Genomic DNA, 23,915 nt, shown 5'->3' on the forward strand with positions numbered 1-23,915 from the left:
CGGTTTGGCCTGACCAGTAATCGTTTGTCATGTTTGGACGCTTGTGTGCCGCAGCCGGGGTCGCCAGACTGCATGGACAGCTTGGGGCTGACCGGGTGATTTTTTGGGGAAAACGACCATGAGTGTACGAATCGATCAACACGATGGCGCCGATCTGATCGGCGTAAGCCTGCGCACCTCGGTGCGCGACGGCCGCAACCAGCGCGACATCACCGCCGCATGGCAAGCGGTGATAGCCGAGGACAAGCTAGCGGCCATTCCCGGCCGTATTGGCGCGCCGTACCCGTTTTACGGCGTCGTTTATGATTTCGACCCGGATACCACCGATTTCAGCTATCTGATCGGCGTTCCGGTCACCGCCGGCAGCGTCGCCCCGGCGGGATTTGTGGCGCTGCAACTGGCGCCGGCACGCTACGCGGTGCTGACGACCGAGCCGACGGCGAGCGAGGCCGATTTCATCGGAGCGATCCAGCAGGGCTGGCCGGCGATCATGGCGTGGCTGAACGCATCCGAGTACACCCACAGCGGGACGTCGGAATTCGAGTATTACGACGAACGCGGCGAACCGGGACGCAGCGACCGCACCATGGAAATCTGGTTGCCGATCCAGCCCAAGTAAGGACCGAACCCGAGGTTGAGTATGAGAAATACGGGAACAGCACGATGAGCCACGCTGTAACGCAAGTACAGGCGGGCGATTTGCCGCGTCTGCTTGCCATCTGGGAGGCCGCGGTTCGGGCCAGCCATGATTTTCTGAGCGAAGACGATATCCAGCTCTACAAGCCGCTGGTGCGCGATGTTTACCTGCGACTGCCCGGGCTGACGCTGGCGTGCGTACGTGACGAGCATGGCGACGTGGCCGGCTTCATCGGGATTGCAAATGGCAGCATCGAAATGCTGTTTGTCGATCCTGCATCACACCGGCAGGGCATGGGCCGGGCACTGCTGACGCATGCGCTGGACGAGCATGGCGCCACGCGTGTCGATGCCAACGAGCAAAACACCGGGGCGATCGGGTTCTATACCCGCATGGGCTTCGTGGTGGAGAGCCGCTCGCCGCTGGACGGTACCGGAAGGGCGTTCCCTATCCTGCACATGCGCTTGGCCAGTGGCTGAGACCGCAAGGCTGCTACTGATGCTGGCGCCCATAGCGCTGCAGGCAATACGCGTACAGCCGCTCGACCTCGGCGCGCGCCCACGGGGTGCGGCGCAAGAAGGTGAGGCTGGATTTGATGCTGGGGTTGGTCACAAAGCAGCGGATGTCGATCTTCCGGCTGAGTTCTTCCCAGCCGAAAAAATCCACCAGATCAATCAGCATTTTTTCCAGCGTTACGCCGTGTAGCGGGTTACTGACTTGGGTATCGGTCATCTTGATCGCCTTGTTGCCACATCACGCGGCGGAATAGAAAACGAGCCGACGCGTCGGCTCGTTGTACACGGTCAACCGCTGCAGCTGCAGCGGTTTTTCGCTGTTTAGCGCGTCACCGGCTTATAGCGGATGCGCTTCGGTTTCGCGCCTTCTTCGCCCAGACGTTTCTTCTTGTCGGCTTCGTATTCCTGATAGTTGCCGTCGAAGAAGGTCCATTGCGAATCGCCTTCGGCCGCGATGATGTGCGTGGCGATGCGGTCAAGGAACCAGCGATCGTGCGAGATCACGAAGGCGGTGCCGGCGAATTCCAGCAGCGCATCTTCGAGCGCGCGCAGGGTTTCGACGTCAAGGTCGTTGGACGGTTCATCGAGCATCAGCACGTTGCCGCCCTTGAGCAGCGTCTTGGCCAGATGCAGACGGCCGCGCTCGCCACCGGAGAGCATGCCGACCTTCTTCTGCTGATCGCCGCCCTTGAAGTTGAAGCGGCCCAGATAGGCGCGGCTGCTCATCTCGAACTTGCCGACGGTGAGGATGTCGTTGCCACCGGAGACATCGTCGAACACGGTCTTGTCGTCTTCCAGCCCTTCGCGGCTTTGCTCGACGAAGGCCGTTTGCACGGTCTGGCCGATTTCCACGGTGCCCGAATCCGGCTGCTCCTTGCCGGCGATCATCTTGAACAGCGTCGATTTACCGGCGCCGTTCGGGCCGATAATGCCGACGATGGCACCGGCCGGGGCCGAGAAGCTGAAGTTGTCCATCAGCAGCCGGTCGCCAAACGATTTGGACACACCGTTGAAATCGATCACCTGATTGCCGAGGCGTTCGGCGACCGGAATGAAGATTTCCTGCGTTTCATTGCGCTTCTGGTGCTCGAAGCTGCTCAATTCTTCAAAGCGGGCAATCCGCGCCTTGGATTTGGCCTGACGCGCCTTCGGGTTCTGGCGCACCCATTCCAGTTCCTTGTGCAGCGCCTTTTGGCGAGCCGATTCGGTGCTTTCTTCCTGCTTCAAGCGGGCTTCTTTTTGCTCCAGCCAGCTCGAGTAATTGCCCTTCCACGGAATGCCGTGACCGCGGTCGAGTTCGAGAATCCACTCGGCGGCGTTGTCGAGGAAGTAGCGATCGTGGGTCACCGCAACCACGGTGCCGGGGAAGCGCACCAGGAACTGTTCCAGCCATTCGACCGATTCGGCGTCCAGGTGGTTGGTCGGTTCATCGAGCAGCAGCATGTCGGGCTTGGAGAGCAGCAGCTTGCACAACGCGACGCGGCGCTTTTCACCACCGGAGAGCAGGCCGATCTTGGCATCCCATGGCGGCAGGCGCAGTGCGTCGGCGGCCAGTTCCATCTGCAGCTCGGTGTTGTCGCCGGCGCCGGCGGAAATGATCGCTTCAAGCCGGCCCTGTTCGTCGGCCAGCGCGTCGAAGTCGGCATCTTCCATGGCGTATTCGGCGTACACCTCTTCGAGGCGCTTTTGCGCCGCCATCACTTCGCCCATGCCCGATTCGACTTCCTGGCGCACGGTGGCTTCGTTGTCGAGCTTCGGTTCCTGTTCGAGATAACCGATCTTCACGCCGGCCAGATGCTGGACTTCGCCGTCGAACTCCTTGTCGGCGCCGGCCATGATGCGCAGCACGGTGGATTTACCCGAGCCGTTCAGGCCGAGCAGGCCGATCTTGGCACCAGGGAAGAACGAGAGCGAGATGTCCTTGATGATCTGCCGTTTCGGCGGGACGATCTTGCTCACGCGGAGCATCGACATTACATATTGAGCCATGAGAAACCGTAATCCAGACTGGTTTTGAATGGCGCGATTCTACCAAAGCGGGGGCCGGGCAGCGCCGTTATAAACACAAAGCCCGGCATCGGCCGGGCTTTGACGGGGAGTGGCCCGGATTCAGGCGCGAGCCAGAGTGGTGGCGATGCTGTGTTTGCGTCCCGCCAGCGGCACGAAACCCAGCGCGATGCCAAGCAAGGCAATGGCGGCGATGTAATGCCCGGGAGCGAGCGCATCGCGCTGTACCCACAGCGTCAGCAGCATCGGCGTCAGCCCGCCGAAAATGGCGTAGGCGACGTTGTACGAGAACGAAAGCCCGGTAAAGCGCACCGCCGCAGGGAAGGCGCGCACGGCCACGAACGGCACGGTGGCGATGGCGCCGACGAAGAAGCCCGTGAGCGTGTAATTGACCAGCAGCGTCGAGTCGGTGCCCGGCAGGCCGGTGTAGAAGTGGTAGCTGCTGGCGAACAGGCCGATAAAGCCGATCAGCATGGTACTGCGTGCGCCAAAGCGGTCGGCCGCTGCGCCGAACACAATGCAGCCCAGCGTCAGCGCCAGGGTCGCAAGACTGTTGGCCTGCAGCGCCAGCGCTGGGGCGATGTGCTGGACTTTTTGCAGATAGGTTGGTGTGTAAAGAATCACCACCACGATCGCGGCCGACAGCACCCAGGTCAGCAGCATCGTGACCACCACGGCGCTGGCGTGCTCGCGCAGCGTGGCCTTCAGCGGCAGGCCGTCGGCCAGCGCCTTGTTGGCGTGCAGCTCCTTGAAAATCGGCGTTTCCTGCAGAAACCGGCGCAGGTAGACGGCGAAGAAGCCGAACACGCCGCCGAGGATGAACGGAATCCGCCACGCGTAGCCGGCCACGTCTTCCGGGCTGTAGCGGGTGTTGATTGCCGCGGCGACGAGCGAACCGAGCAGGATGCCGGCGGTGAGGCCGGCCGTCAGCGTGCCGACAGCAATGCCGGTGCGGTTGGCCGGGGCGTGTTCGGCCACGAACACCCAAGCGCCGGGGACTTCGCCGCCGATCGCGGCGCCCTGCATCACGCGGAACAGCAGCAGCAGCAGCGGCGCGGCAATGCCGATGCTGGCGTAGGTCGGCATCAGGCCAATCGCCAGCGTCGGCACGGCCATCAGGAAAATCGACAGCGTGAACATCTTCTTGCGGCCGAGCTTGTCGCCGAAGTGGGCAATGATGATCCCGCCCAGCGGTCGCGCCAGATAGCCGGCGGCGAAGATGCCGAAGGTCTGCAGCAGGCGCAGCCAGTCCGGCATGTCCGGCGGGAAGAACAGGTTGCCGATGACGGCGGCGAAAAAGACGTAGATGACGAAGTCGTAGAATTCGAGCGCGCCGCCAAGGGCGGACAGCGTCAGCGTGCGGAAATCATCGCGGTTCAGTGGGCGATGGGCCGATGCGGTCGTCGTCGAGAGGGGCGTAGTCATGGTGAGCAGGAGCCGTAGTCATGGAAAACGGCTGCGCGACGACGGGTCGGGGTAGGGACTGCCAGCGGATCGCCCAAGGGGTGGTGGGCGGCGATGCGGGACGGGGTGGGTCCTGCGCAAGTGCCGGGAGTGCACAGCCAAGGTGCATTCTAACGATGAAGCTAATAGGCGAGCAAAAGAGTGGGGCGTTAAATTCGCTAAGCGAACCGGAGGATGCTGCGTGCGTCGTTACGTTTCTTCGTTGGGCTTTGTATCAATGATTACGACGTTTATGGATTTTTGAAGAAGTAGCTGAACCTCGGACACAGAGTAGCCCTTCGCATGTATTGTTTCGCCCGCTTCTGTGCTGATCGATATTTCTCGGCTTTTTCTTGCCTCTATCCACGCAACAACGACTTTCGCGATGGCATTCCAGGGCATGGCGTCTGAAAGGGCGGTAATCGCTTCAACCAAACCCGAGGCTTGGGGGCCGGTTGAGTACGTCAAGATGGGACCGTGCGGAATGCGAGCCTCATCTAATGCTGCCAAAAATGACTCAGCACCATGCTTGAAGAGTGTTAGGCGGACTGAGCTATATGCTCCATTGATCATTTACTACTCCTTGGCTGATCTGAAACATCACGCCAGATCGAGGCAATGTGATGGTGGTTAGTGTGGATGCAGAGCGTCAGCCCAGCCCAGCGCGGCTATCACCGACTGCATGTCGTCGGCCAGCGGGCAGCCCAGTTCAAGCGCTTCGCCGCTGACCGGATGGGCGAGTTTCAGATCGACACAGGCAAGCAGCATGCGCGCTACGCCGAAACGCTCGGCGAACATCCGGTTGTGCCGGCCCTTGCCGTAGGTGGCGTCGCCGATGATCGGGTGGCTGGCATGTTTGAGGTGGCGGCGCAGTTGGTGGCGCCGGCCGGTCAAGGGCGAGAGTTCTGCCAGCGAATAGCGGCTGGTCGGATAACGGTCGACGGCGATATCGAGTTCGGTGCTCGCCAGCCGGCGGTAGTCGGTGACCGCGTCCTGTGCGCTGGTCGCGACCGCATCGCCGGCGAATTCGTAGGCATCAATCAGCCGCGCGAGCGGATGATCGATGCAGCCGGCCTCGGGCAACCAGCCGCGCACGACGGCCAGATAGGTTTTTTCCACCGCGCGGGTTTCAAACGCGGCGGTCAGCGTGCGCGCGGTGTCCTGATCGAGCGCGAACATCAGAATCCCCGATGTGCCCTTGTCGAGCCTATGCACCGGGTAAACGCGCTGGCCGAGCTGGTTGCGGACGATCTGCATCGCAAAGCGCGTTTCGTGCCGATCGATCATCGACCGGTGCACCAGCAAGCCCGATGGTTTGTGCACCGCGACCAGATACTCATCGCGGTACAACAGCGGCAGCGTTTCGCGGCTCATTCGCCGCCCGGCGCGAGCACGGTACGGTTGCCGTTGCTTTCCATCGCGCTCACCAGGCCCGCGGCTTCCATGCTTTCGATCAGCCTTGCTGCGCGGTTGTAGCCGATGCGCAGCTGCCGCTGTACCGACGAAATCGATGCCCGGCGCGACTGCATCACCATCGCCACGGCTTCGTCGTAGAGCGGATCGGCCTCGGCATCGCTGCTGCTGCCGCCGGTATTGCCGGCGGCCTCGGCATCGAAGCCGCCGTTGAGAATGCCGTCGACGTAATCGGGTTCGCCGAACTGTTGTTTCAGGTATTCAACGACCTGGTGGACTTCGTCGTCGGCGACAAACGCACCGTGCACGCGCTGCGGGTAGCCGGTGCCCGGCGGCAGGAACAGCATATCGCCCTGACCCAGCAGCGCCTCGGCGCCCATCTGGTCGAGGATGGTACGGCTGTCGATTTTGCTCGATACCTGGAACGCCAGCCGGGTCGGAATGTTGGCCTTGATCAGCCCGGTGATCACGTCGACCGACGGCCGTTGGGTGGCGAGGATCAAATGGATGCCGGCGGCGCGGGCCTTTTGCGCCAGACGGGCGATCAGTTCTTCGATCTTCTTGCCGGCGACCATCATCAGATCGGCGAACTCGTCGACGACCACGACGATGAAGGGCAGGTGTTCGAGCGGCTCGGGGTTGTCCGGCGTCAGCGTGAACGGATTGGTCAGCTTCTTGCCGGCTTTTTCGGCATCCTTGACCTTCTGGTTGAAGCCGGCGAGGTTGCGCACGCCCATGGCGCTGAGCAAGCGATAGCGCTTTTCCATCTCGGCGACGCACCAGTTCAGCGCATTGGCGGCGAGCTTCATGTCGGTCACCACTGGCGCCAGCAGATGCGGAATGCCGTCGTACACCGACAGTTCCAGCATCTTCGGGTCGACCATGATGAAGCGGACTTCTTCCGGTGTGGCCTTGTACAGCAGCGATAGAATCATCGCGTTGACGCCGACCGACTTGCCCGAGCCGGTGGTGCCGGCCACGAGCATATGCGGCGCCTTGGCCAGATCCATCACCGATGGCTTGCCGGTGATGTCCTTGCCCAGTGCCAGCGTCAGTTTCGAGCCCGATTGGGTGAACACATCGTCGGCAAGCACTTCGGAAAGCCGGATCATCGCCCGGGTCGGGTTCGGTAGCTCCAGCCCCATGCAGGTCTTGCCCGGAATGGTTTCAACCACGCGGATCGATGCCAGACCGAGCGCGCGCGCCAGATCTTTCATCAGGTTGACGATCTGCGCGCCGCGCACACCGACAGCCGGTTCGACTTCGAAGCGGGTAATCACCGGGCCGGCGTAGGCATCGACCACGCTGACCTTGACCTTGAATTCGGCCAGCCGCTCTTCGATCAGGATGCCGCGTTCGAGCAGGTCTTCTTCGGATACCGTTTGCACGAAACTGGATGCGGGCTGCAGCAGCGAGAGCGGTGGCAGTTTTGATTCGTCGTAATGCCGGCTTGGCGCGGTCGGGCCGGGGACGACGGCTGTGGTTGGAAGCGGCGCGACGACCGGCTCTGGCGATTTGCCGACGGTTTGCTCGGCGATGTCATCATCCCATTCGAGCGTGGTCGCTGCGGCCGGCTGCCACGGCGTTACCGGTTTGGATTCCGGGGTCGGGATGGCAGCAACTGTGGCGGCGACTGCCGGAGCGATGGCTGCTGCGGTTTCCGTTCTGATATCGGCGACTGCCACATCGATCGTTGTGGCCGGCTCGGCTGTGGCTTCGATCGGTGCTGCGGCTTCCACTGCGTCGGCCTCAGGCGCGGGGGTGATCGTGGGCGCGATGACGGCCGGAACGGTATCTACTGCCGGGACTGGAGGCGCTTCGGTTTCGATCTCAAGCGTCGTTACCTGTGCGGTTGGTGCCGCGGTCTGCTGCAGGCTCCACTCCAGCGGCGGCAGTTCGGCCGGTAGCGGGGTGATGCGCGAGTCTTCAGGGACGAGCTGAACCGTTTCAACGAGCGGTGCGACAATCGTGACCGCTTCAGCGGGTGTCGGCGCGGGTATGGTTGGAGCGGTCGCCGCCGGGGTGTTCAAGCGCGCCGCTGCGGGCGTGGCGGGCTTGTTTGGAAAAGGGCGGGTGGTCACGCGTGGCTGGCTGCCGGCGGGCGTGCTTGTCTGCCGGTTGATCGGCTGGGGTACAACCCGGCCCGATGCGCGCAGTGCCTGATCGGCCTGGAGGCGCAAGGTACGGGTATTGAGTTCAACCGGTTGATTCGAGCGCATCGGCGTTGGCGCCGGGGTCCGCCCATTGTGGATTTCGCGCAGTCGGGCGCGCACTTCGTCGGCTTCGATCACCGCCATCACCGGCGCGGCTTGCGCGACGGAAGCCGGACGGTTGCGATACACGCGCTGCAGATTGTCCATCACCTGCTGCGGGCCGATCACCGGCAACTCGCGGTGTGGGCGCGGTGCCGGTTCGCTGGCTTGACGCGGTGGAGGGGCTTCGCGGCGCGTTGACGGTGGCGTGACGAGGCCCGGTTCATCGCGGTTCTCGCGGACAAATTCGGCGCGGGACGCGCGTACCGTCGCCGGTGCGGCCGACTCGACCCGCTGCATGGGCGCTGCTGCGTGCACCCTGGTTTCGGCTTGAGGTTCGCTCGGCGTTTTGCGCGTAGCGATCGCCGCTGGCGCCACGTCAAAGCGCGGTTCGATGTGCTGAGCAGGTTCGAACGCGGTGTCGTCCGTCTCCGGGGCGCGGGCTTTCGCCTCGGCGCGCTTCTCCTGCATGGTGCGCCACCAGCCCGAAATCCGCTCGGTCGGCAGCAGTTGCGACGCGGCATTGCCGGCGCTGTTGAGCATTTTCGAGGTGGTTTCGCGCAGGCCGATCGAGGGCGTGTTTTCGCTGTAATCCTCTTCGGGTTCGGACGTGGCTTCCGGCTCGGGCTCGCTCGCCGTGTTGTAGTACGGCGTATCGCGCAGATCGCGCCACCAGTTCGCCAGCCGCTCGAATGGATGAAAATCGCGCAAGGCCGGTATGCCCTCGCGCAAGGCTCCGTTGGCCGAGGCGAGCAGCGCCGGCCAGTGATGCTGGGTTGCCAGCGGAATGCCGATGCCAAAACCGAGCAGCAGCGTGACGATCGCCGCGACGGCGTTGCCATGCACGAGCCCCAGACTGCCGAGCAGCCATTCGCCGAGTTTGGGCAGGCCATTGTCACCGGCGAGGTAGTCGGCAAAGACCAGCGTGATGAACAGCAGCACCGCGCCGCCAATGCGCAAGGCGCGGCCCGGGCGCGGCTCGCCTTGCAAGGGCCAGCGACTGCGCCATGCCTGTCGCAGCAGCGGCAGTGCCAGCAGCCAGCTGACGTGGCCGAACAGTAGTGCCAAGGGGCCGCCGGGCAAAGTCATCAACAGGACGACAAGGCTTGCGAACAGCCACGATAGTGTCTTGATGAAACGGAACTGGCCGCTTGCGGCGGCGCCCTGCTCGGTGGCTTCCGGTTCGATATCTTGGGGGCGCGGATCTTGGGACACGGGATTTCCAGTTCGCGGGCCGGTATGGCCCGAAACAGGCAGCCGCGGCGCAAGCGGGGCGGCACCTGGAATTCAATAGGGGCTGCGGCGTCGGAGAGCGGCAGAACAAGCACGAAAATCGTGCTGGAATGCGGCTTGGCGGCAGGTATGCCGCGCTGCCCGGTGCAGTTTGATGAAGGCCAAAAGTGTATCACAGTCGCAGCTGCGTCCGGCAGCGGGCGTGGCGCTGGCAGGCACCGTGTGCGCTGCGTCACAGCGGGTAATCCGGATGGCATGCAAGCCCCGGATTGGGCCGAAAGCGCTTGTTCCGCTATGCGTGAATATTGTCTTGCCGTCGTGCAAGCACGCCTGTCCGTCGCCTGCGGCGGGTTTGGTGGCTCCCTGTCTGCGGCGTATGCTCGATCAGGTCTGAATGACCGGGAGCCACGCCATGAAAACCGCCGCCAACACTCAGCGTTTTCTGAATAACTGGCGTGATGAAAAGAACAGCGCTGCGCTGTATCAGGCCCTGGCCGAAGCCGAGAAAAACCCGGATCGGCGGGTGATATTTCGCCAGTTGGCCGAGGCCGAGCAAGGACATGCACAGATCTGGCGCAAGCGTCTTGAGGCCGCCGGCGTGGCGGTGCCGGCGTTTCGCCCGGACTTCAAGACGCGCTTGTTGCGGCGGCTGATACGCTGGTTCGGCCCGTCCTTCGTGATCGCGTCGGTCGCTGCGGCCGAAGCCGCCGACGAGAACAAATATGCCGGACAGGCCGACGCCGGCGCACTGTCATCGGAGGAACGAAGTCACGCGGCCATCGTCGGCGCGGTTGCCCGCGGCTCGGTGGATGGCGCCGCGATTGCCCGCGCTGAACCGTGGCATCGCGGCGTGAGCTCGGGTAACGATTTGCGCGCGGCGGTGCTCGGCGTCAACGATGGGCTGGTGTCGAATTTCTGCCTGATCATGGGGGTGGCCGGTGCTGGCGCCGCGCAGGCATCAGTGCTGCTGACCGGCGCGGCGGGGCTGTTGGCTGGCGCGATGTCGATGGCGCTGGGCGAGTGGTTGTCAGTTACCAACGCACGCGAGCTGGCCGGCTCGCAACTGGCCCGAGAGGCCGAGGAGCTGGCGCAAACGCCCGAGGCGGAACAGCACGAACTGGTGCTGATTTACCGTGCCAAGGGTCTGCCCAAGGACGAAGCCGAACAGATCGCCGCGCGGCTGATGCAGGACCCGGATACCGCCTTGCAGGCGCTGGCGCGCGAGGAGCTCGGCATCGATCCCGACGCGCTGGGCGGCAATCCGTGGCGTGCGGCTGGCGTATCGTTTTTACTGTTTTCGATGGGGGCGCTGATGCCGGTATTGCCGTTTGCGCTACTGAACGGCACGGTGGCGATTATCGGCAGCGCCGTGCTCAGCGTGCTGGCACTGCTTTTCGTCGGTGCCGTGACCTCGCTGTTCAACGGGCGCTCGGCGACGTTCTCGGCAATCCGCCAGACGCTGACCGCGTCGGTGGCGGCGGCGATCACCTTCGGCATGGGATATTGGCTCGGCGCATCGCTGTCCTGAGAGCCCGTTCACGATCTTGCCTTTAACCCGCTGAGCGTCGCTGGCGACAGATCGTGAACAGCTGCTGATGCACCGCGCGGCTAGTCGTCGCTCTGGCTCGCCGTCGCGTCATCGGGCGCAATCGCCTCGGCCAAGACCTTGTCGATGCGCTTGCCATCCATATCGACGACCTCGAAACGCCAGCCTGCCCATTCGACATAATCGGCGGTGTTCGGCACCCGGCCGAGCAGCAGCATCACCATGCCGGAAAGCGTGTGGTAGCGCCCCTTGGCTTCTTCCGGCGCGGTCTTGAGATCGAGGTGATCCTTGAGTTCCGGGATCGGGATCATGCCGTCGAGCAACCACGAGCCGTCGTCGCGCTGTACCGCCCAGGCGTCGTCGGAGTTGTCCGAATGGAACTCGCCGGTCACCGCTTCCAGCACATCGTGCAGCGTGATCATGCCTTCGATCTCGCCGTATTCATCCAGCACGAACACCATCTGCATATTGTTGCTGCGGAAGTTATCCAGCAGCTCCATGCCGGTCAGCGTTTCCGGCACGTACACGCAGGGGACGAGATTGGCGGTCAGGTCGGGCTGCTCGCCGCGCAGCGTATAGGCCAGTACCTGTTTGGCGTGGAGCACGCCGACGATTTCGTCGAGGCTGTCCTTGCAGACCGGAAAGCGCGAGTATTCCGATTCCGAAATGAGACGCAGGTTCTCTTCCAGCGGGGCGGAGAGATCAAGATAGGTGATGTCCGAACGGGGAATCATCATCGAGCCGAGCTGGCGATCGTCCAGGCGGAACACATTGCGGACCATTTCATGCTGATGTTGCTCGATCACCCCCGATTCGGAGCCTTCGTCGAGCATGGCCTGGATTTCTTCTTCGGTGACGCCCTGATTGCCGGTCTGCTTGACGCCGAGCAGGTGCAGGATGGCGTGTGTCGACATCGTCAGCAGATAGACGAAGGGGCGGGCGATCAGCGCCAGTAGTTGCATCGGCCGGGCCACCAGCCGGGCGATGACCTCCGGATTGAGCTGGCCCAGGCGCTTGGGCACCAGTTCGCCGACGACGATGGAGACGTAAGTCACGACGATGACCACCAGCGCGGTTGCGAAGATACCGGTGGCCTTTTCAGGCAGGTCAAAGCTTTGCAGCCAGCTTGAAAGCGGTGCGGCCAGTACCGATTCGCCGACGATACCGTTGAGGATGCCGATCGAGGTAATGCCGATCTGCACCGTGGAGAGGAAGCGCGTCGGATCTTCTCCGAGCTTGAGCGCGGTCGCTGCCGATGTATCGCCGTCGGCGGCCAGTTTTTTCAGGCGGGCTTTGCGGGCGGTGACAAGGGCGATCTCGGACATCGCGAAGATGCCGTTCAGCAAGATCAATCCCAGCAGGAGCAGGACGTCCATTTCAGCGTTCTCCGTTGCGGAGAGCGCTCTGCCGGCGGGGCGCCGTCAGGTCGAGGGGGTGCCACGCGCACGGCGGCGATGAGCAAGCGGAATCACGTTTACTTCGGCAACTGGGGATGTCCATATGGTGAAGGGCGAAAGCCCGGTCACTCCTGGGAGGTTGTTCAAGGAAATACTATGTTAGCGGTGAGTGGGCGGTGGCGACAATGACTGCGCGCTGCTAAGGCGCTGCGCCCGCTCCCGGTTCGTGAGTCTGGCGGGGGTAGAAGGCGAAGCGCAGCGCGCGGCCGATACTCGCCGGGACGACCGAGCCGTGGTCTTCGTCATCGAAGCGCTGGAACGCGACGCGATCGGCGGCGCCCGGCACGCTGGCGAGCCGTTGCGCCAATGCGCTGGCTTCGCTGGCCATATTGAACTGGGTTTCCTTGCCGCCGACGGTGATCAGGAGCCGGGCCGTATCAACGGGCTTGCTGCTTGCATAGGCTGTGGCTTCGGTGACGATGGCGCGCTCATCCCACCAGACCGACGGGCTGGCGACGAGATAAGTGCTGAACAGCGTCGGCCGGCTGAAGCGCAGATGCAGCGTGAACAGGCCGCCGAGCGAATGGCCGAACAGTGTTTGCTGGCTGGCATCCACGGGATAACGCGCGGCGATGGCCGGCATCAATTGCTGCTGGAGGAAATCGGCGAAGGCCTCGCGCCCGCCGGTTTTGGGTGGGCGGTTGAATTTCTTCGGGATGCGCTCGTCGGGAACGAGCGAGGTGAGGTCGAAATAGCGCCGGTCACTATCGAAGGGCTGGTCGGTCGGATAGCCGATGCCGACCACCAGCACGTCCTGCAGCGGCCGCTGCATCCGCGCCGCACCGGCCGCGATGGCGAAGTGGGCGTTGCCATCGAGCAGGTACAGCACCCGGTAGCCGTTGGGGGGCGGCGGACTCTGCGGTTTGGCGACAAAGATGCGATAGGGCAGGCCGTTGCTTTGGGCCTTGAGCTCGTACTGCACCGCCCCGGTGATGGCCAGTGGGCGGGGTGGCGGGAGCGGGGTGGCGGCAAGGCTTGGTGTCATCAGCAGGCAAAGTAGCAAGGGTGCGAATCGGCTGAGTTTGAACATCATGAGTACCAATATATCTTGTTGGAACGCTTTGTTTGGTCGGCCCGATGGCGGTCGGTTTGCCTGTGACCGGTTCGATCGGCCATCGACGACGATCAACGCAGCCGCGCGGCTTTGGGGGTGATGCCGAAACGGCGCTTGAACGCGGTGGCGAAGTTGGCGGCGCTGGTATAGCCGGCCAGATCGGCGGCCTCGGCCACGCTGATACCGTCGCGTTCGAGCGCTTCGCGCGCGACCAGCAAGCGGCGCAGTCGCAGGTAATCGAAGACCGTGTGGCCAAAGAGTTGCTTGAAGCGCTGCTGCATGGCATTGACGTTCAGCCCGGCGTGGCGGGCGAGGTCGTCGAGCGTATGCGCATCGGCCGCGCCGCTGTCGAGGTAATCGCGCAGCGCCTGCATCTGCCGCAGCTCGCGCGGCCGCAGGCCGGTGGTGGTCGGTGCGGCGATTTGCGCCAGCGTCTGCACCACGAGTTCGATGGCGCGGCTTTCCAGGTAGAGCTTTTCCAGCAAGGGCGCGTACGCCGGCGGGCGCAACAGCGACTCGGCAACGGCGATCTGCCGCGCCGACGGGCGCCAGCGCTGCACCGCCAGATGGCAGCGGCAGAATTGCCGTAGCGCGTCGTGCTCGGCGCCGTCGAGCAAGCCGCTGGAATCGAGCCATTCCCGGCTCAGGGTCAGGCTGACCTTGCGCTCGATGGTGCTGTCGGTGGCGCGGCGGGTGAATACATCCGGTTGCGCTACCGACACCAGCGCGGCCTCGTTGACGAGCCGGCCGGCGGTGTCGCAGTGCGAACCCAGCTGCAGCCGGCGCTTGCCATACGAGACATCGGCGCTGCCGGCGAGGAAAAGCGCGATGTTGAGTCCGCAATCGAGCTCGGCCTCGGCGCCGGTGCAGCCGAGATCCCGCTTGTGTAACACCGGGGCGTCGGTACGCGTGAGCATCAGCCCGTCGCGCAGCGGCAGCGGTTCAAAGTGTTGGGTGATCTGCATGTTCTGGCGCTTCTCTTGTCGTGGCGCTCGCAAAGGTTTTTTTGATTTTTCGCAAATGCGCCCTGTTCATTCGTATGGAATACTATGCGCCGAAAGACTCAAATGCAAATCATTCTCATTTGAGTGGCGAAGCGGCATGGGGCCGGTCGCAATAAATACAAGATGTTGCAGAGAGTGTGAAGATGATTCCCCCGTTCAAGTCCTCCCCCCTACCGCTAGTCATTGCCACCCTGTTCGCTGCCGCCGCACCGGCCATGGCCGCAGAAAACGAAACGCGGCTCGAATCGGTCGTCGTCACCGCGGCCGGCTACGAACAGAAGATCAAGGAAGCACCGGCGAGCATTTCGGTGATCACCCGCGAACAGCTGGAAAGCCAGCCGTTCACCAGTCTCGAGGACGCGGTCCGCCATGTCGAAGGCGTCAGCATTGTCGGTTCGGATCCCAACGAAACCGATATCTCGATCCGCGGCATGCCCGGCGAATACACGCTGATCCTCGTCGACGGCAAACGCCAGAGTACCCGCGAGACGATGAACCGCGGCACCGGCGGCGTGCAGCCTTACCAGATCCCGCCGATGGAGGCGATCGAGCGGATCGAGGTCGTGCGCGGGCCGATGTCGTCGCTGTACGGCTCGGATGCGATGGGTGGCGTGATCAACATCATCACCCGCAAGGTGCAGAAGGCGTGGCACGGTTCGGTGACGGGCGGCGGCACGCTGCAGGAAGACTCGAACTACGGCAACACCGGCGAAGGCAGCTTCTGGCTCGGCGGCCCGCTCAAGGACGATCTGCTCGGGCTGCAGGTCTATGGCGGCTACAGCAAACGCGGCGAAGACAATATCTATTACCCGAACAGCCTGACCGAAGGCACCAGTGGCACCAAGAACCTGAACTACGGTGCCAAGCTGACAATCACGCCGACCAAGGATCAGGACATCACGATCGAGGCCGGCCGCAACGAGCTGACCTATACCAGCACCCCGGGCGAGTCGATCGGCCCCAAGGACGCGTCGTTGAAGACCGAGCACGATCGCACCAACTGGGCGGTGACGCATAACGGCCGCTGGGGCTGGGGCACGACGACCGTGGCGCTGTACCAGGAAATCGCCAAACAGATCACCACGACCGCCGGTGTCGTGGGCGCATCCAAGCCCGAGATCACCAACACGGTGCTCGACGGTCTGGTGACCCTGCCGTTCGACACCAACATCCTCAAGCTGGGTGCGCAATACAACGACAACAAGCTCGACGGCATCAGCCGCGAGTCGGTCGTGGCCGGCCATGCGGTCAGCCCGAATTCGGTGAGCAACAAGGTGTGGGCGCTGTTCGCCGAGGACGAGTATTACCTGACCGAGCAACTCAGCCTGACCGGCGGGCTGCGCCTCGACAACGACGAACGCTACGGCAGCCACTGGACGCCGCGGCTGTACGCGGTCTACAAGGTCACCGACACCATCACCGTCCGTGGTGGCGCCGCCAGCGGCTTCAAGGCGCCGAGCCTGCGTCAGACCACGGCCGGCTATTGCATGACCTCGGGCGGCGGTACGCAAAAGCGCGGCTCCTTGTGCGGCAACCCGGATCTCGAACCGGAAACCAGCGTCACCGAGGAAATCGGCATCCGTTACGACGCGCCGAACGGCACCAACGCCAGCCTGACGCTGTTCAACAACGACTTCAAGAACAAGGTCGTCAGCTACGACACCGGCGTGCCGGATCCCTTCAACAAGGCGTTGACGATCTACAAGTACGACAACATCGACAAGGTCAACATCAAGGGTGTCGAACTCGGTGGTGCCTTGCCGTTCGCCCGCGACTGGAAGGTCGGCGGTAACTACACCTACACCCAGTCCAAGCGCGAAGGTGGCGGTGAACCCGCGTTCGATGGCGGCTCGCTCGACGGCCGTCCGCTCGACAAGACGCCGGAGCACATGGCCAATCTGCGCCTCGACTGGACGCCGATGGAAAAGCTCAACACCTTTGCCCGTGTGACCTACACCGGCAAGCAGTACTGGGCCGCGTTCCGCAACGGTGCGATGAACGTGCGCGAAGCCAGTGCGTATACCACCGCCGACCTTGGCGCCAGCTACACCTTCAACAAGTACCTGACGGCCAACTTCACCGTGCTGAACATCACCGACGAGATCGAGCCGGTGGATGACCGCACCCGCACCGGTGGCCTCGACGGCAACTGGATGGTGCAGGAAGGCCGCCGTTACTGGCTGAGCGTCAACGCCAGCTTCTGATCCCGACGGTCCCTCTTGCCCGGAGCCGACCGTTCAGCCGGTTCCGGGCTTTTTCCATTTCCTAGTGAGGCTTTCATGCCAGCAGCCCATGCCGCCGTCGCCACGCCCGATGCGGCCCGTTTCCTGTTCAAGTTGTGCAAACACTTTGCCAAGAAAATCCCGGTCGATTTCGACGAGCGCCAAGGCCGTGCCGAGTTCGCTTTCGGCACCTGTACCTTGAGCGCCAGCGAGACCGAGCTGCGCTTCGATTGCGATTCGCAGAACGACGAGGCGCTGGCCCGGCTGCAATCGGTGCTGGTCGAACACCTGGCGCTGATGACCCGTGCCAATCCGCTGCCGGTTGTGTGGATCGCCGGCGTGCGGCCACCGGTGACGGCGGCTTGATCTGACGCAAGCCCGATGTCCGCCGCCTGGTTTATAAATGCGGTATAGAATCATTCTCATTTGCAAGAAAGAAATCCAAGGAGAAGCAATGGTCCAGCGATGGCTGAAACATACCGGGATCGCGCTGGCGTGCGCGATGGGGCTGGTCGCCGTACAGGCGCATGCGCTCACGGTGACCGATCTGGCCGGCCGCAAGGTCGAGCTGCCGAAGAAGGTCGACCGCATCCTGCTCGGCGAAGGCCGCCTGTTCTACTCGCTGGCGCTGCTCGAAGGCGACAAGCCGGTCGCGCGCATCGCCGGCTGGCAGGGCGATTTCCGCCAGCTCGATCCACAGACCTACGGCCAGTACCGCGCCAAATTCCCCGAGATCGACAAGATCCCGCTGATCGGCAAGACCAGCGAAGCGTCGGTCAGCGGCGAGAAGGTCGTCTCGCTCAGGCCCGATATCGCCGTGTTCAGCCTCGCCGGCCACGGCCCGAGCGTGCACAACCCGCTGGTCAAGCAGCTCGAAGCCGCGAAGATCCCGGTGATCTTCGTCGATTTCCGGCTCAAGCCGATGGAAAACACCGTGACCAGCATGCGGCTGATGGGCAAGGCGCTGCAGCGCGAAGCACAGGCCGAGAAGTTCATCCGTTTTTACGAACAGAACATGAAGCTGGTCACCGATACGGTGAAAACGATCCCGGCGGCGCAGCGGCCGAAGGCCTTTCTCGATCTGCGCGCCGGTGCCATGGACGGTATCTACACCGCCGGCAAGGGCAGCCTGGGCGAGATGGTCGAGGCAGCCGGCGGCAGCAATATCGGCAGCGGCCTCCTGAGCACCGAAATCGGTGAAGTGAACCTCGAGAAGGTGATCGCGACCAATCCGGCCGTCTACATCGCGACCGGCGCCGGTACGCCAGATGCGAAGCTCGGGCTGAAGTTCGGCCCGGACGTGAGTGCCGATGTCGCGCGTGCCGCGCTCAAGGCCACGTCGACCCGTGCCCAGCTCGGCGCACTCGGCGCGGTGCGCAACGGCAAGTCCTACGGCGCGTGGCACCACTTCTACAACACGCCGTATCACGTCGTACTGGTGCAGCAGTTCGCCAAGTGGCTGCAGCCGGCGGCGTTTGCCAAGCTTGATCCGCAAGCGACGTGGGCGGCGATGTACAAGGACTTCCTGCCGGCGGTGACGCCGCAGGGGACGTACTGGGTCGACGCCGGGGACGGCCGGTGAGCGCACCCGAAGTTGACGTACTGAAGCCGGCCGACACCGTCGCCGGCTACCAGCGCCTGCTGGGCCGACGCCTCGCGATCATCGCCGCATTGCTGGTAGTGATCGTTACGTCCTTGCTGCTCGACTTCACCATCGGCCCGTCGGGCATGCCGATCGGCGATGTGGTCCGGGCGCTGTTCGACCGTGCCGCGGCCGACCCGGCCACCGCGGTCATCGTCTGGGACATCCGGCTGCCGTATGCGCTGATCGCCGTCGCGGTCGGCCTGGCGCTGGGCCTGGCCGGTGCCGAGATGCAGACCATCCTGAACAACCCGCTGGCCAGCCCGTTCACGCTCGGCGTGTCGCAGGCGGCGGCGTTCGGCGCCGCGCTGGCGCTGGTGCTCGACCTGAGCATTCCCGGCGTTTCGCCCGAATGGGCCGTCGCGGTCAACGCCTTCATTTTTGCCATGCTGTCGGCATGGCTGCTCGACTTCGTCACCCGCGTCGTCGGCATGAGCACCTCGGGCGTGGTGCTGTTCGGCATTGCGCTGTTCTTCAGCTTCGACGCGCTGCTGGCGCTGCTGAAGTACGTGGCCAGCGCCGAGGCGCTGCAGGGCGTGGTCATGTGGACGATGGGCAGCCTGTCGCGCGCGACCTGGCCCAAGGTGATCGCGCTGTTTGCCGCCTGTGCGCTGCTGCTGCCGTGGTCGATGCGCAATGCGTGGCGGCTGACCGCGTTGCGGCTCGGCGAGGATAGAGCCGCGAGCTTCGGCGTCGATGTGCGCCGGTTGCGGCTCGGTTCGCTGACGCGCATCAGCCTCTTGACCGCGCTGGCGGTGTCCTTCGTCGGCACGATCGGCTTCATTGGCCTGATCGCGCCGCATATCGCACGTCGCCTCGTCGGCGAGGACCACCGTTTCTACCTGCCGGCGAGCGCGCTGGTCGGTGCGGTGGTGATGTCGCTGGCGTCGGTGGCGTCGAAGAATATCGTGCCGGGCGTGATCGTGCCGGTCGGCATCGTCACCGCGCTGGTGGGGATTCCGCTATTCATGGCGATCGTGTTCCGCCACGGCGGGAGGGCATGATGACGACATTGTCGATTCAAAACGTCCGCGTCCGCTACGGCCGCCGCGAGGTGATTCCGGGGCTGAACATCGCCGCGCTGCAGCCGGGCGAAGTGACCGCCTTGCTCGGCCCGAACGGCTGCGGCAAGACGACCTTGCTCAAGGCCGTCGCCGGCCTGGTGCGCTGCGACGGCAAGGTGGTGTTCGACGGCCAGACCTTCGGCTACGGCGATTTCGCCGCGCGGGCGCGCCACATCGCCTACCTGCCGCAGACCTTGCCGCCGACGGTGCACCTGCGCGTGTTCGAGTCCATCCTCGTCGCCCGCCAGGCGACCGCGGTCGGGCTGGCACGCGGCGGCGACCACGCCGAAGTGCTGCAGGTGCTCGACCGGCTGGCCATCGGCCATCTGGCGATGCGCTATCTGAGCGAGCTGTCGGGTGGCCAGCGCCAGCTCGTCGGCATCGCGCAGGCGCTGGTGCGCGCGCCGAAGGTGCTGCTGCTCGACGAACCTTTGTCGGCGCTCGACCTGAACCATCAGTTCCAGGTGATGGACCTGCTGCGGCAGGAAACGCGCGCGCGCGGCATGGTCACGGTGATCGTGCTGCACGACCTCAACGTCGCCTTGCGGCATACCGACCGGGCGCTCTTGCTCAAGGAAGGCCGGCTGGTGGCCGAAGGCAGGCCCGATGCGGTGATCAACGCGGCGACGCTGGCCGAGGTCTACGGCGTGCGCGGGCGGGTCGAGCCGTGCTCGCAGGGGTACAGCCAGATCATGGTCGACGGTCTCGAACCAGCCCACGATCTTGCTGCGCGCCGCTGATCGGGGCTCATGTGCTGCTCGGAATCCTCATTTACTTATGTAAATTCCGGTTCCTGCGCTGCGCTTCACCCCACTGAGCGTCGCTCGCGACAGATCGTGAACCGGTTCTGTCGTTTCGCGACCGAAGAACGCCACCTTCGGGTGGCGTTCTGCATTCTGTCGGTCAGTGCTGGACAAGTAACTTCTTTAAGATATATCTTAAGATGCATCTTTAGATATATCTTGTGAGGGCTTCATCATGCGAGGCGAAATGGGAAGTCGGGGCGGCCGCCGTGGCCGCGTGTTCGATCATGGCGATCTGCGCCTGGTGGTGCTTGCACTGACGGCGCAAAGCCCGCGCCACGGTTACGAGATCATCAAGGTGATCGAAGAAAAGTTCGGAGGCAACTACGCGCCGAGCCCGGGGGCGATCTACCCGACGCTGACCTTGCTCGACGAGCAGGGCCTGCTCAAGGGCGAGGTCGACACCGACGGCAAGCGCCGCTACACGGTCACGCCCGATGGCGAGGCGTATATCGTCGCCCACCGCGACACCATCGACGGCGTGATGGTGCGGATGGAGCTGATGGCGCGGCGCATGGCCGGCCATATGCCGCCCGAGCGGGTGATGCAGGCGATGCAGACGCTGAAGCAGGCGCTGCTGCTGCGCGAACACGGCTGGACCGATGCATCGGTCGCCGCCGCCGCCGCCGCAATCGAAACCGCCGCGAGGGAGATCGTCGATGGGCCGCGCTGAATCCTGTTGACGCGGCCATCAATGGCCCAGGCCAGACGCGCCGCGTCGTCCATCAGACAAGGATGAATACATGCAAGAAAAACACAGTGTTACCCGCGTTCGCCATCCGCTGAAGATGCGGCTGATCACGGTACGGAAGGCCGAACGCATCGCGCCGCACATGCTGCGCGTGACCTTTGCCGATGAATCGCTGTGCGACTTCACGTCGGCATCGCACGACGACCACGTGAAGCTGTTTTTCCCGACGCCGGGTCAGGTGGCGCCGGTGCTGCCGACGCTTGACGAGTCCGGACTGGTTTACGCCGACGATGCCGAACGTCCGGTCACGCGCGACTACACGCCGCGCAGCTTCGACCCGGTGGCCGGCGAGCTGGTGATCGATTTTGCGCTGCACGGTGACGGCCCGGCGGCAAGCTGGGCCGAACAGGCCCGGCCCGGCCAGACGCTCGGCACGGCCGGTCCCAAGGGCTCGTTCGTCGTCCCGGACGATTTCGACTGGTATCTGCTGATCGGCGACGAAACGGCGCTACCGGCGATCGGTCGCCGGCTGGCCGAGCTGCCGGTCGGCGCCCAAGCGATCGTCATCGTCGAAGTCGGCGGTGCCGGCGAGGAGATCGTCATGCCGAGCGAAGCGCAAGTCTCGCTGAGCTGGTTGCACCGCAATGGTGAAGCGGCCGGAACGCCGGCGCGGCTGGTTGACGCGGTGCGCGCGCTGGCGCTGCCGGACGGCGAGGGGTATGTCTGGGCGGCTGCCGAGCTGTCGGTGATCGGCGCGATTCGCAAGGTGCTGGTCGACGAGAAGGGCGTCGACAGGAAGCGCATCCGCGCCGCCAGCTACTGGAAGCACGGCGCCGTGGCGCACCACAGCGCGCTCGAGGACTGAGCCCAAGACCCTGCTGGCTACGTGCACCGGGTTTGCGCCAGCGTCCTCGGGGCTCCTGTCGCGCAGGTCGTAGATTCGAACCCCGCTCAGGCGGGGTTTTTCCTTGGCGCCAGTAGCAGCGATGAGGCAATCACCGCGCCGCCGAGCAGCATTCGCGGCACGCTGCCTTCCGGGTGGCCGATGACGAGGCTGATCGCGATGCCGACCGGGATATGCATATTGTTCATCGCGCCGAGCCGGCCGGCATCGACCATGCACGCGCCCTTGTTCCACCAGAAGTAGCCGAGCGCGGTCGATACGAGGCCGAGAAACACCAGCACCGCCCACTGGGCCTCGGTCGTCGGCAGTTTGGCTGGATTGCCGAACAAGAGGTACGACGGCAGCGCAACGAGGAGTGCGCCGATGAAGAAGTAGCCGAAACTGGCGTGTTGCGGCAGCGGGCTCGGGTGGCGGCGCAGCAGGTGCTTGTAGCCGATCTGGCCGGCGGCAAAGCTCAGGTTCGCCAGCTGCAGCAGCAGGAAGCCGGCGAGGTAGTCGCCGGTCAGCGCGTCGTAGCGGACGATGGCCGCGCCGATCACCGCAACCAGCGCCGCGAGCAGTGCGCGCGGCTTGAAGCGGCGGCTCATTGCGTCGTCGATCAGCGTGATGTAGATCGGCGTGAAGATCGTGAACAGCAGCACCTCGGGCACGGTCAGGAAGCGGAACGCCCGGTACAGGCACAGATAGGTGACGCCGAACTGCATCGCGCCGACGGCGATCAGGCCGAGCCTGAGCGGCGGCACAACCGCGCGCCAGCGCAGGAAAGGCAGGAATACCGCGCCGGCGAGCACGACGCGGGTGAGTACGGCGAAATCGGCATCGATGCGGCCGGCGAGAAAGGCGCCGATCAGGTTGAACGACAGCGCCCAGATGACGGTGATGGTGGCGAGGGAGGGCACGGCAGCGGCGGTGTGTGATGAACGGCCGATGATACCGTAACGGTGGTGCTTGAAATTGCAATCATCGTCGGCACCTGTAGCCGATCGCCCTGCATCGAGCCCTCACCGAGCAAACATCATGAAGCGTCTTTCCGATATCAATTTCTCCATCCTCGACCTCGCGACCATCGTTCGCGGCGGTACGGCGGCGGATGCATTCGCGCGCAGCGTCGCGCTGGCGCAGCAGGCCGAACGGCTTGGCTACACGCGCTTCTGGCTGGCCGAGCATCACAACCTCGACGGTATCGCCAGCTCGGCGACCAGCGTGCTGATCGGCCTGATCGCTGCCAATACCCGCAGCATCCGCGTCGGCTCGGGCGGGGTGATGCTGCCCAACCACGCGCCGCTGATCATCGCCGAGCAGTTCGGCACGCTCGAATCGGTTTATCCGGGCCGGATCGACCTCGGCCTCGGCCGCGCGCCGGGCACCGACGGCGTCACCGCCAGGGCGCTGCGCCGGCATCTGGTTGGCAACGAGCAGGAGTTCGCCGACGAAGTCGCCGAGCTGCGCGGCTATCTGGCGCCGCCCCGTGCGGGCCAGCATGTGCGGGCGATTCCGGGCGAAGGGCTGGATATCCCGCTCTGGCTACTCGGTTCGGGCTCTTACAGCGCACAGCTTGCCGGTCAGCTCGGCCTGCCGTTCGCCTTTGCCAGCCACTTCGCCCCGGATTATCTGCTGCGCGGCATCGAGCTGTACCGGCAGACGTTCCGGCCGTCCAAACAGCTGGCCGAACCGTACGTGATGATGGGCGTCAATGTGCTGGCGGCCGATAGTGATGCGCAGGCGAGCCATATCGCCACGTCGATGAAGCTGCGCTGGCTGCGGATGATCCGTGATCAGCGCGGCCCGATCGAAGCGCCGGTCGAAACCATGGACGGGCTGTGGAACGAGCTGGAGGCCGCGCAGGTCAATGCGCGACTGGCCGCATCGGCGATCGGTTCGCCCGAAACGGTGGCGCGACAATTGCAGGCACTGCTCGACCAGACCCAGGTCGACGAGATGATTGTGGTCAGCGATGCTTACGATTTTTCCCATCGACAGCGCTCGTACGAATTACTCGCAGGGCTGTTCAACAAGGCTTGATTGGCG

21 protein-coding genes are annotated in these 23,915 nt (G+C 64.1%); 11 read left to right on the forward strand and 10 right to left on the reverse strand.

The window, feature by feature from the left end; genetic code table 11:
• Positions 1-118: 118 nt before the first annotated feature.
• Positions 119-619 (forward strand): GyrI-like domain-containing protein, encoded by a 501-nt coding sequence (locus tag JLC71_RS02620; RefSeq protein ID WP_200917132.1) that lies wholly within the window; start codon positions 119-121, stop codon positions 617-619.
• A 44-nt stretch (positions 620-663) separates the two neighbouring features.
• On the forward strand, positions 664-1,116 hold the full coding sequence (locus JLC71_RS02625; RefSeq protein ID WP_200917133.1) for a GNAT family N-acetyltransferase: 453 nt from the start codon (positions 664-666) through the stop codon (positions 1,114-1,116).
• A gap of 13 nt (positions 1,117-1,129) precedes the next feature.
• Here JLC71_RS02625 and JLC71_RS02630 read toward each other — a convergent pair whose 3' ends face one another.
• From JLC71_RS02630 to JLC71_RS02655, 6 genes are all read right to left on the reverse strand, one after another.
• A complete protein-coding gene (locus JLC71_RS02630; protein ID WP_200917134.1) occupies positions 1,130-1,369 on the reverse strand; it encodes a VF530 family protein in 240 nt (79 codons plus the stop codon).
• Between the two features lie 104 nt (positions 1,370-1,473).
• Entirely contained in the window at positions 1,474-3,141 is a 1,668-nt protein-coding gene (ettA, locus tag JLC71_RS02635) for an energy-dependent translational throttle protein EttA (RefSeq protein ID WP_200917135.1), read from the reverse strand.
• A 120-nt stretch (positions 3,142-3,261) separates the two neighbouring features.
• Entirely contained in the window at positions 3,262-4,584 is a 1,323-nt protein-coding gene (locus JLC71_RS02640) for an MFS transporter (protein WP_200917136.1), read from the reverse strand.
• A 228-nt stretch (positions 4,585-4,812) separates the two neighbouring features.
• Entirely contained in the window at positions 4,813-5,175 is a 363-nt protein-coding gene (locus JLC71_RS02645; RefSeq protein WP_200917137.1) for a hypothetical protein, read from the reverse strand.
• Positions 5,176-5,232: 57 nt separating this feature from the next.
• Positions 5,233-5,976, reverse strand: a complete 744-nt coding sequence (locus JLC71_RS02650; protein ID WP_200917138.1) for a tRNA pseudouridine(65) synthase TruC — start codon at positions 5,974-5,976, stop codon at positions 5,233-5,235.
• Positions 5,973-9,482 (reverse strand): FtsK/SpoIIIE family DNA translocase, encoded by a 3,510-nt coding sequence (locus JLC71_RS02655; RefSeq protein WP_236250952.1) that lies wholly within the window; start codon positions 9,480-9,482, stop codon positions 5,973-5,975. Before JLC71_RS02655 ends, JLC71_RS02650 begins: the two co-directional genes overlap by 4 nt.
• Positions 9,483-9,912: 430 nt before the next feature.
• Between JLC71_RS02655 and JLC71_RS02660 the strand changes: the two genes are divergently transcribed.
• Positions 9,913-11,028: a VIT1/CCC1 transporter family protein gene (locus tag JLC71_RS02660; protein ID WP_200917139.1), complete on the forward strand. Its 1,116-nt coding sequence runs from the start codon at positions 9,913-9,915 to the stop codon at positions 11,026-11,028.
• Between the two features lie 80 nt (positions 11,029-11,108).
• Here the strand turns inward: JLC71_RS02660 and JLC71_RS02665 are convergent, their stop codons facing one another.
• The 3 genes from JLC71_RS02665 to JLC71_RS02675 form a co-directional block, all read right to left on the reverse strand.
• Positions 11,109-12,422 carry a hemolysin family protein gene (locus JLC71_RS02665; protein WP_200917140.1) on the reverse strand — a complete coding sequence of 438 codons (1,314 nt, stop codon included), beginning with the start codon at positions 12,420-12,422 and terminating at the stop codon, positions 11,109-11,111.
• 220 nt (positions 12,423-12,642) lie between these two features.
• Entirely contained in the window at positions 12,643-13,533 is an 891-nt protein-coding gene (locus tag JLC71_RS02670) for an alpha/beta hydrolase (protein ID WP_200917141.1), read from the reverse strand.
• A gap of 95 nt (positions 13,534-13,628) precedes the next feature.
• Entirely contained in the window at positions 13,629-14,522 is an 894-nt protein-coding gene (locus JLC71_RS02675) for a helix-turn-helix transcriptional regulator (RefSeq protein WP_200917142.1), read from the reverse strand.
• 182 nt (positions 14,523-14,704) lie between these two features.
• Here JLC71_RS02675 and JLC71_RS02680 point away from each other — a divergent pair, with 182 nt between their 5' ends.
• From JLC71_RS02680 to JLC71_RS02710, 7 genes are all read left to right on the forward strand, one after another.
• Positions 14,705-16,765: a TonB-dependent receptor domain-containing protein gene (locus tag JLC71_RS02680; protein ID WP_200917143.1), complete on the forward strand. Its 2,061-nt coding sequence runs from the start codon at positions 14,705-14,707 to the stop codon at positions 16,763-16,765.
• Between the two features lie 75 nt (positions 16,766-16,840).
• Positions 16,841-17,149 (forward strand): DUF2218 domain-containing protein, encoded by a 309-nt coding sequence (locus tag JLC71_RS02685; RefSeq protein WP_200917144.1) that lies wholly within the window; start codon positions 16,841-16,843, stop codon positions 17,147-17,149.
• Between the two features lie 88 nt (positions 17,150-17,237).
• On the forward strand, positions 17,238-18,365 hold the full coding sequence (locus JLC71_RS02690) for an ABC transporter substrate-binding protein (RefSeq protein ID WP_236250953.1): 1,128 nt from the start codon (positions 17,238-17,240) through the stop codon (positions 18,363-18,365).
• Complete coding sequence (locus tag JLC71_RS02695; RefSeq protein WP_200917145.1) at positions 18,362-19,429, forward strand: FecCD family ABC transporter permease; 1,068 nt, start codon at positions 18,362-18,364, stop codon at positions 19,427-19,429. Before JLC71_RS02690 ends, JLC71_RS02695 begins: the two co-directional genes overlap by 4 nt.
• Entirely contained in the window at positions 19,429-20,229 is an 801-nt protein-coding gene (locus tag JLC71_RS02700; RefSeq protein ID WP_200917146.1) for an ABC transporter ATP-binding protein, read from the forward strand. The genes JLC71_RS02695 and JLC71_RS02700 overlap by 1 nt, the downstream gene beginning before the upstream one ends.
• A 250-nt stretch (positions 20,230-20,479) precedes the next feature.
• Entirely contained in the window at positions 20,480-20,965 is a 486-nt protein-coding gene (locus JLC71_RS02705; RefSeq protein ID WP_200917147.1) for a PadR family transcriptional regulator, read from the forward strand.
• Between the two features lie 70 nt (positions 20,966-21,035).
• Complete coding sequence (locus tag JLC71_RS02710; RefSeq protein WP_200917148.1) at positions 21,036-21,848, forward strand: siderophore-interacting protein; 813 nt, start codon at positions 21,036-21,038, stop codon at positions 21,846-21,848.
• Positions 21,849-21,934: 86 nt separating this feature from the next.
• Here the strand turns inward: JLC71_RS02710 and JLC71_RS02715 are convergent, their stop codons facing one another.
• On the reverse strand, positions 21,935-22,786 hold the full coding sequence (locus tag JLC71_RS02715; RefSeq protein WP_200917149.1) for a carboxylate/amino acid/amine transporter: 852 nt from the start codon (positions 22,784-22,786) through the stop codon (positions 21,935-21,937).
• 118 nt (positions 22,787-22,904) lie between these two features.
• Here JLC71_RS02715 and JLC71_RS02720 point away from each other — a divergent pair, with 118 nt between their 5' ends.
• A complete protein-coding gene (locus JLC71_RS02720) occupies positions 22,905-23,909 on the forward strand; it encodes an LLM class flavin-dependent oxidoreductase (protein WP_200917150.1) in 1,005 nt (334 codons plus the stop codon).
• Positions 23,910-23,915: the final 6 nt, after the last annotated feature.

The sequence above is a fragment of the Jeongeupia sp. HS-3 genome (assembly GCF_015140455.1).
Taxonomy (GTDB): Bacteria; Pseudomonadota; Gammaproteobacteria; order Burkholderiales; family Chitinibacteraceae; genus Jeongeupia.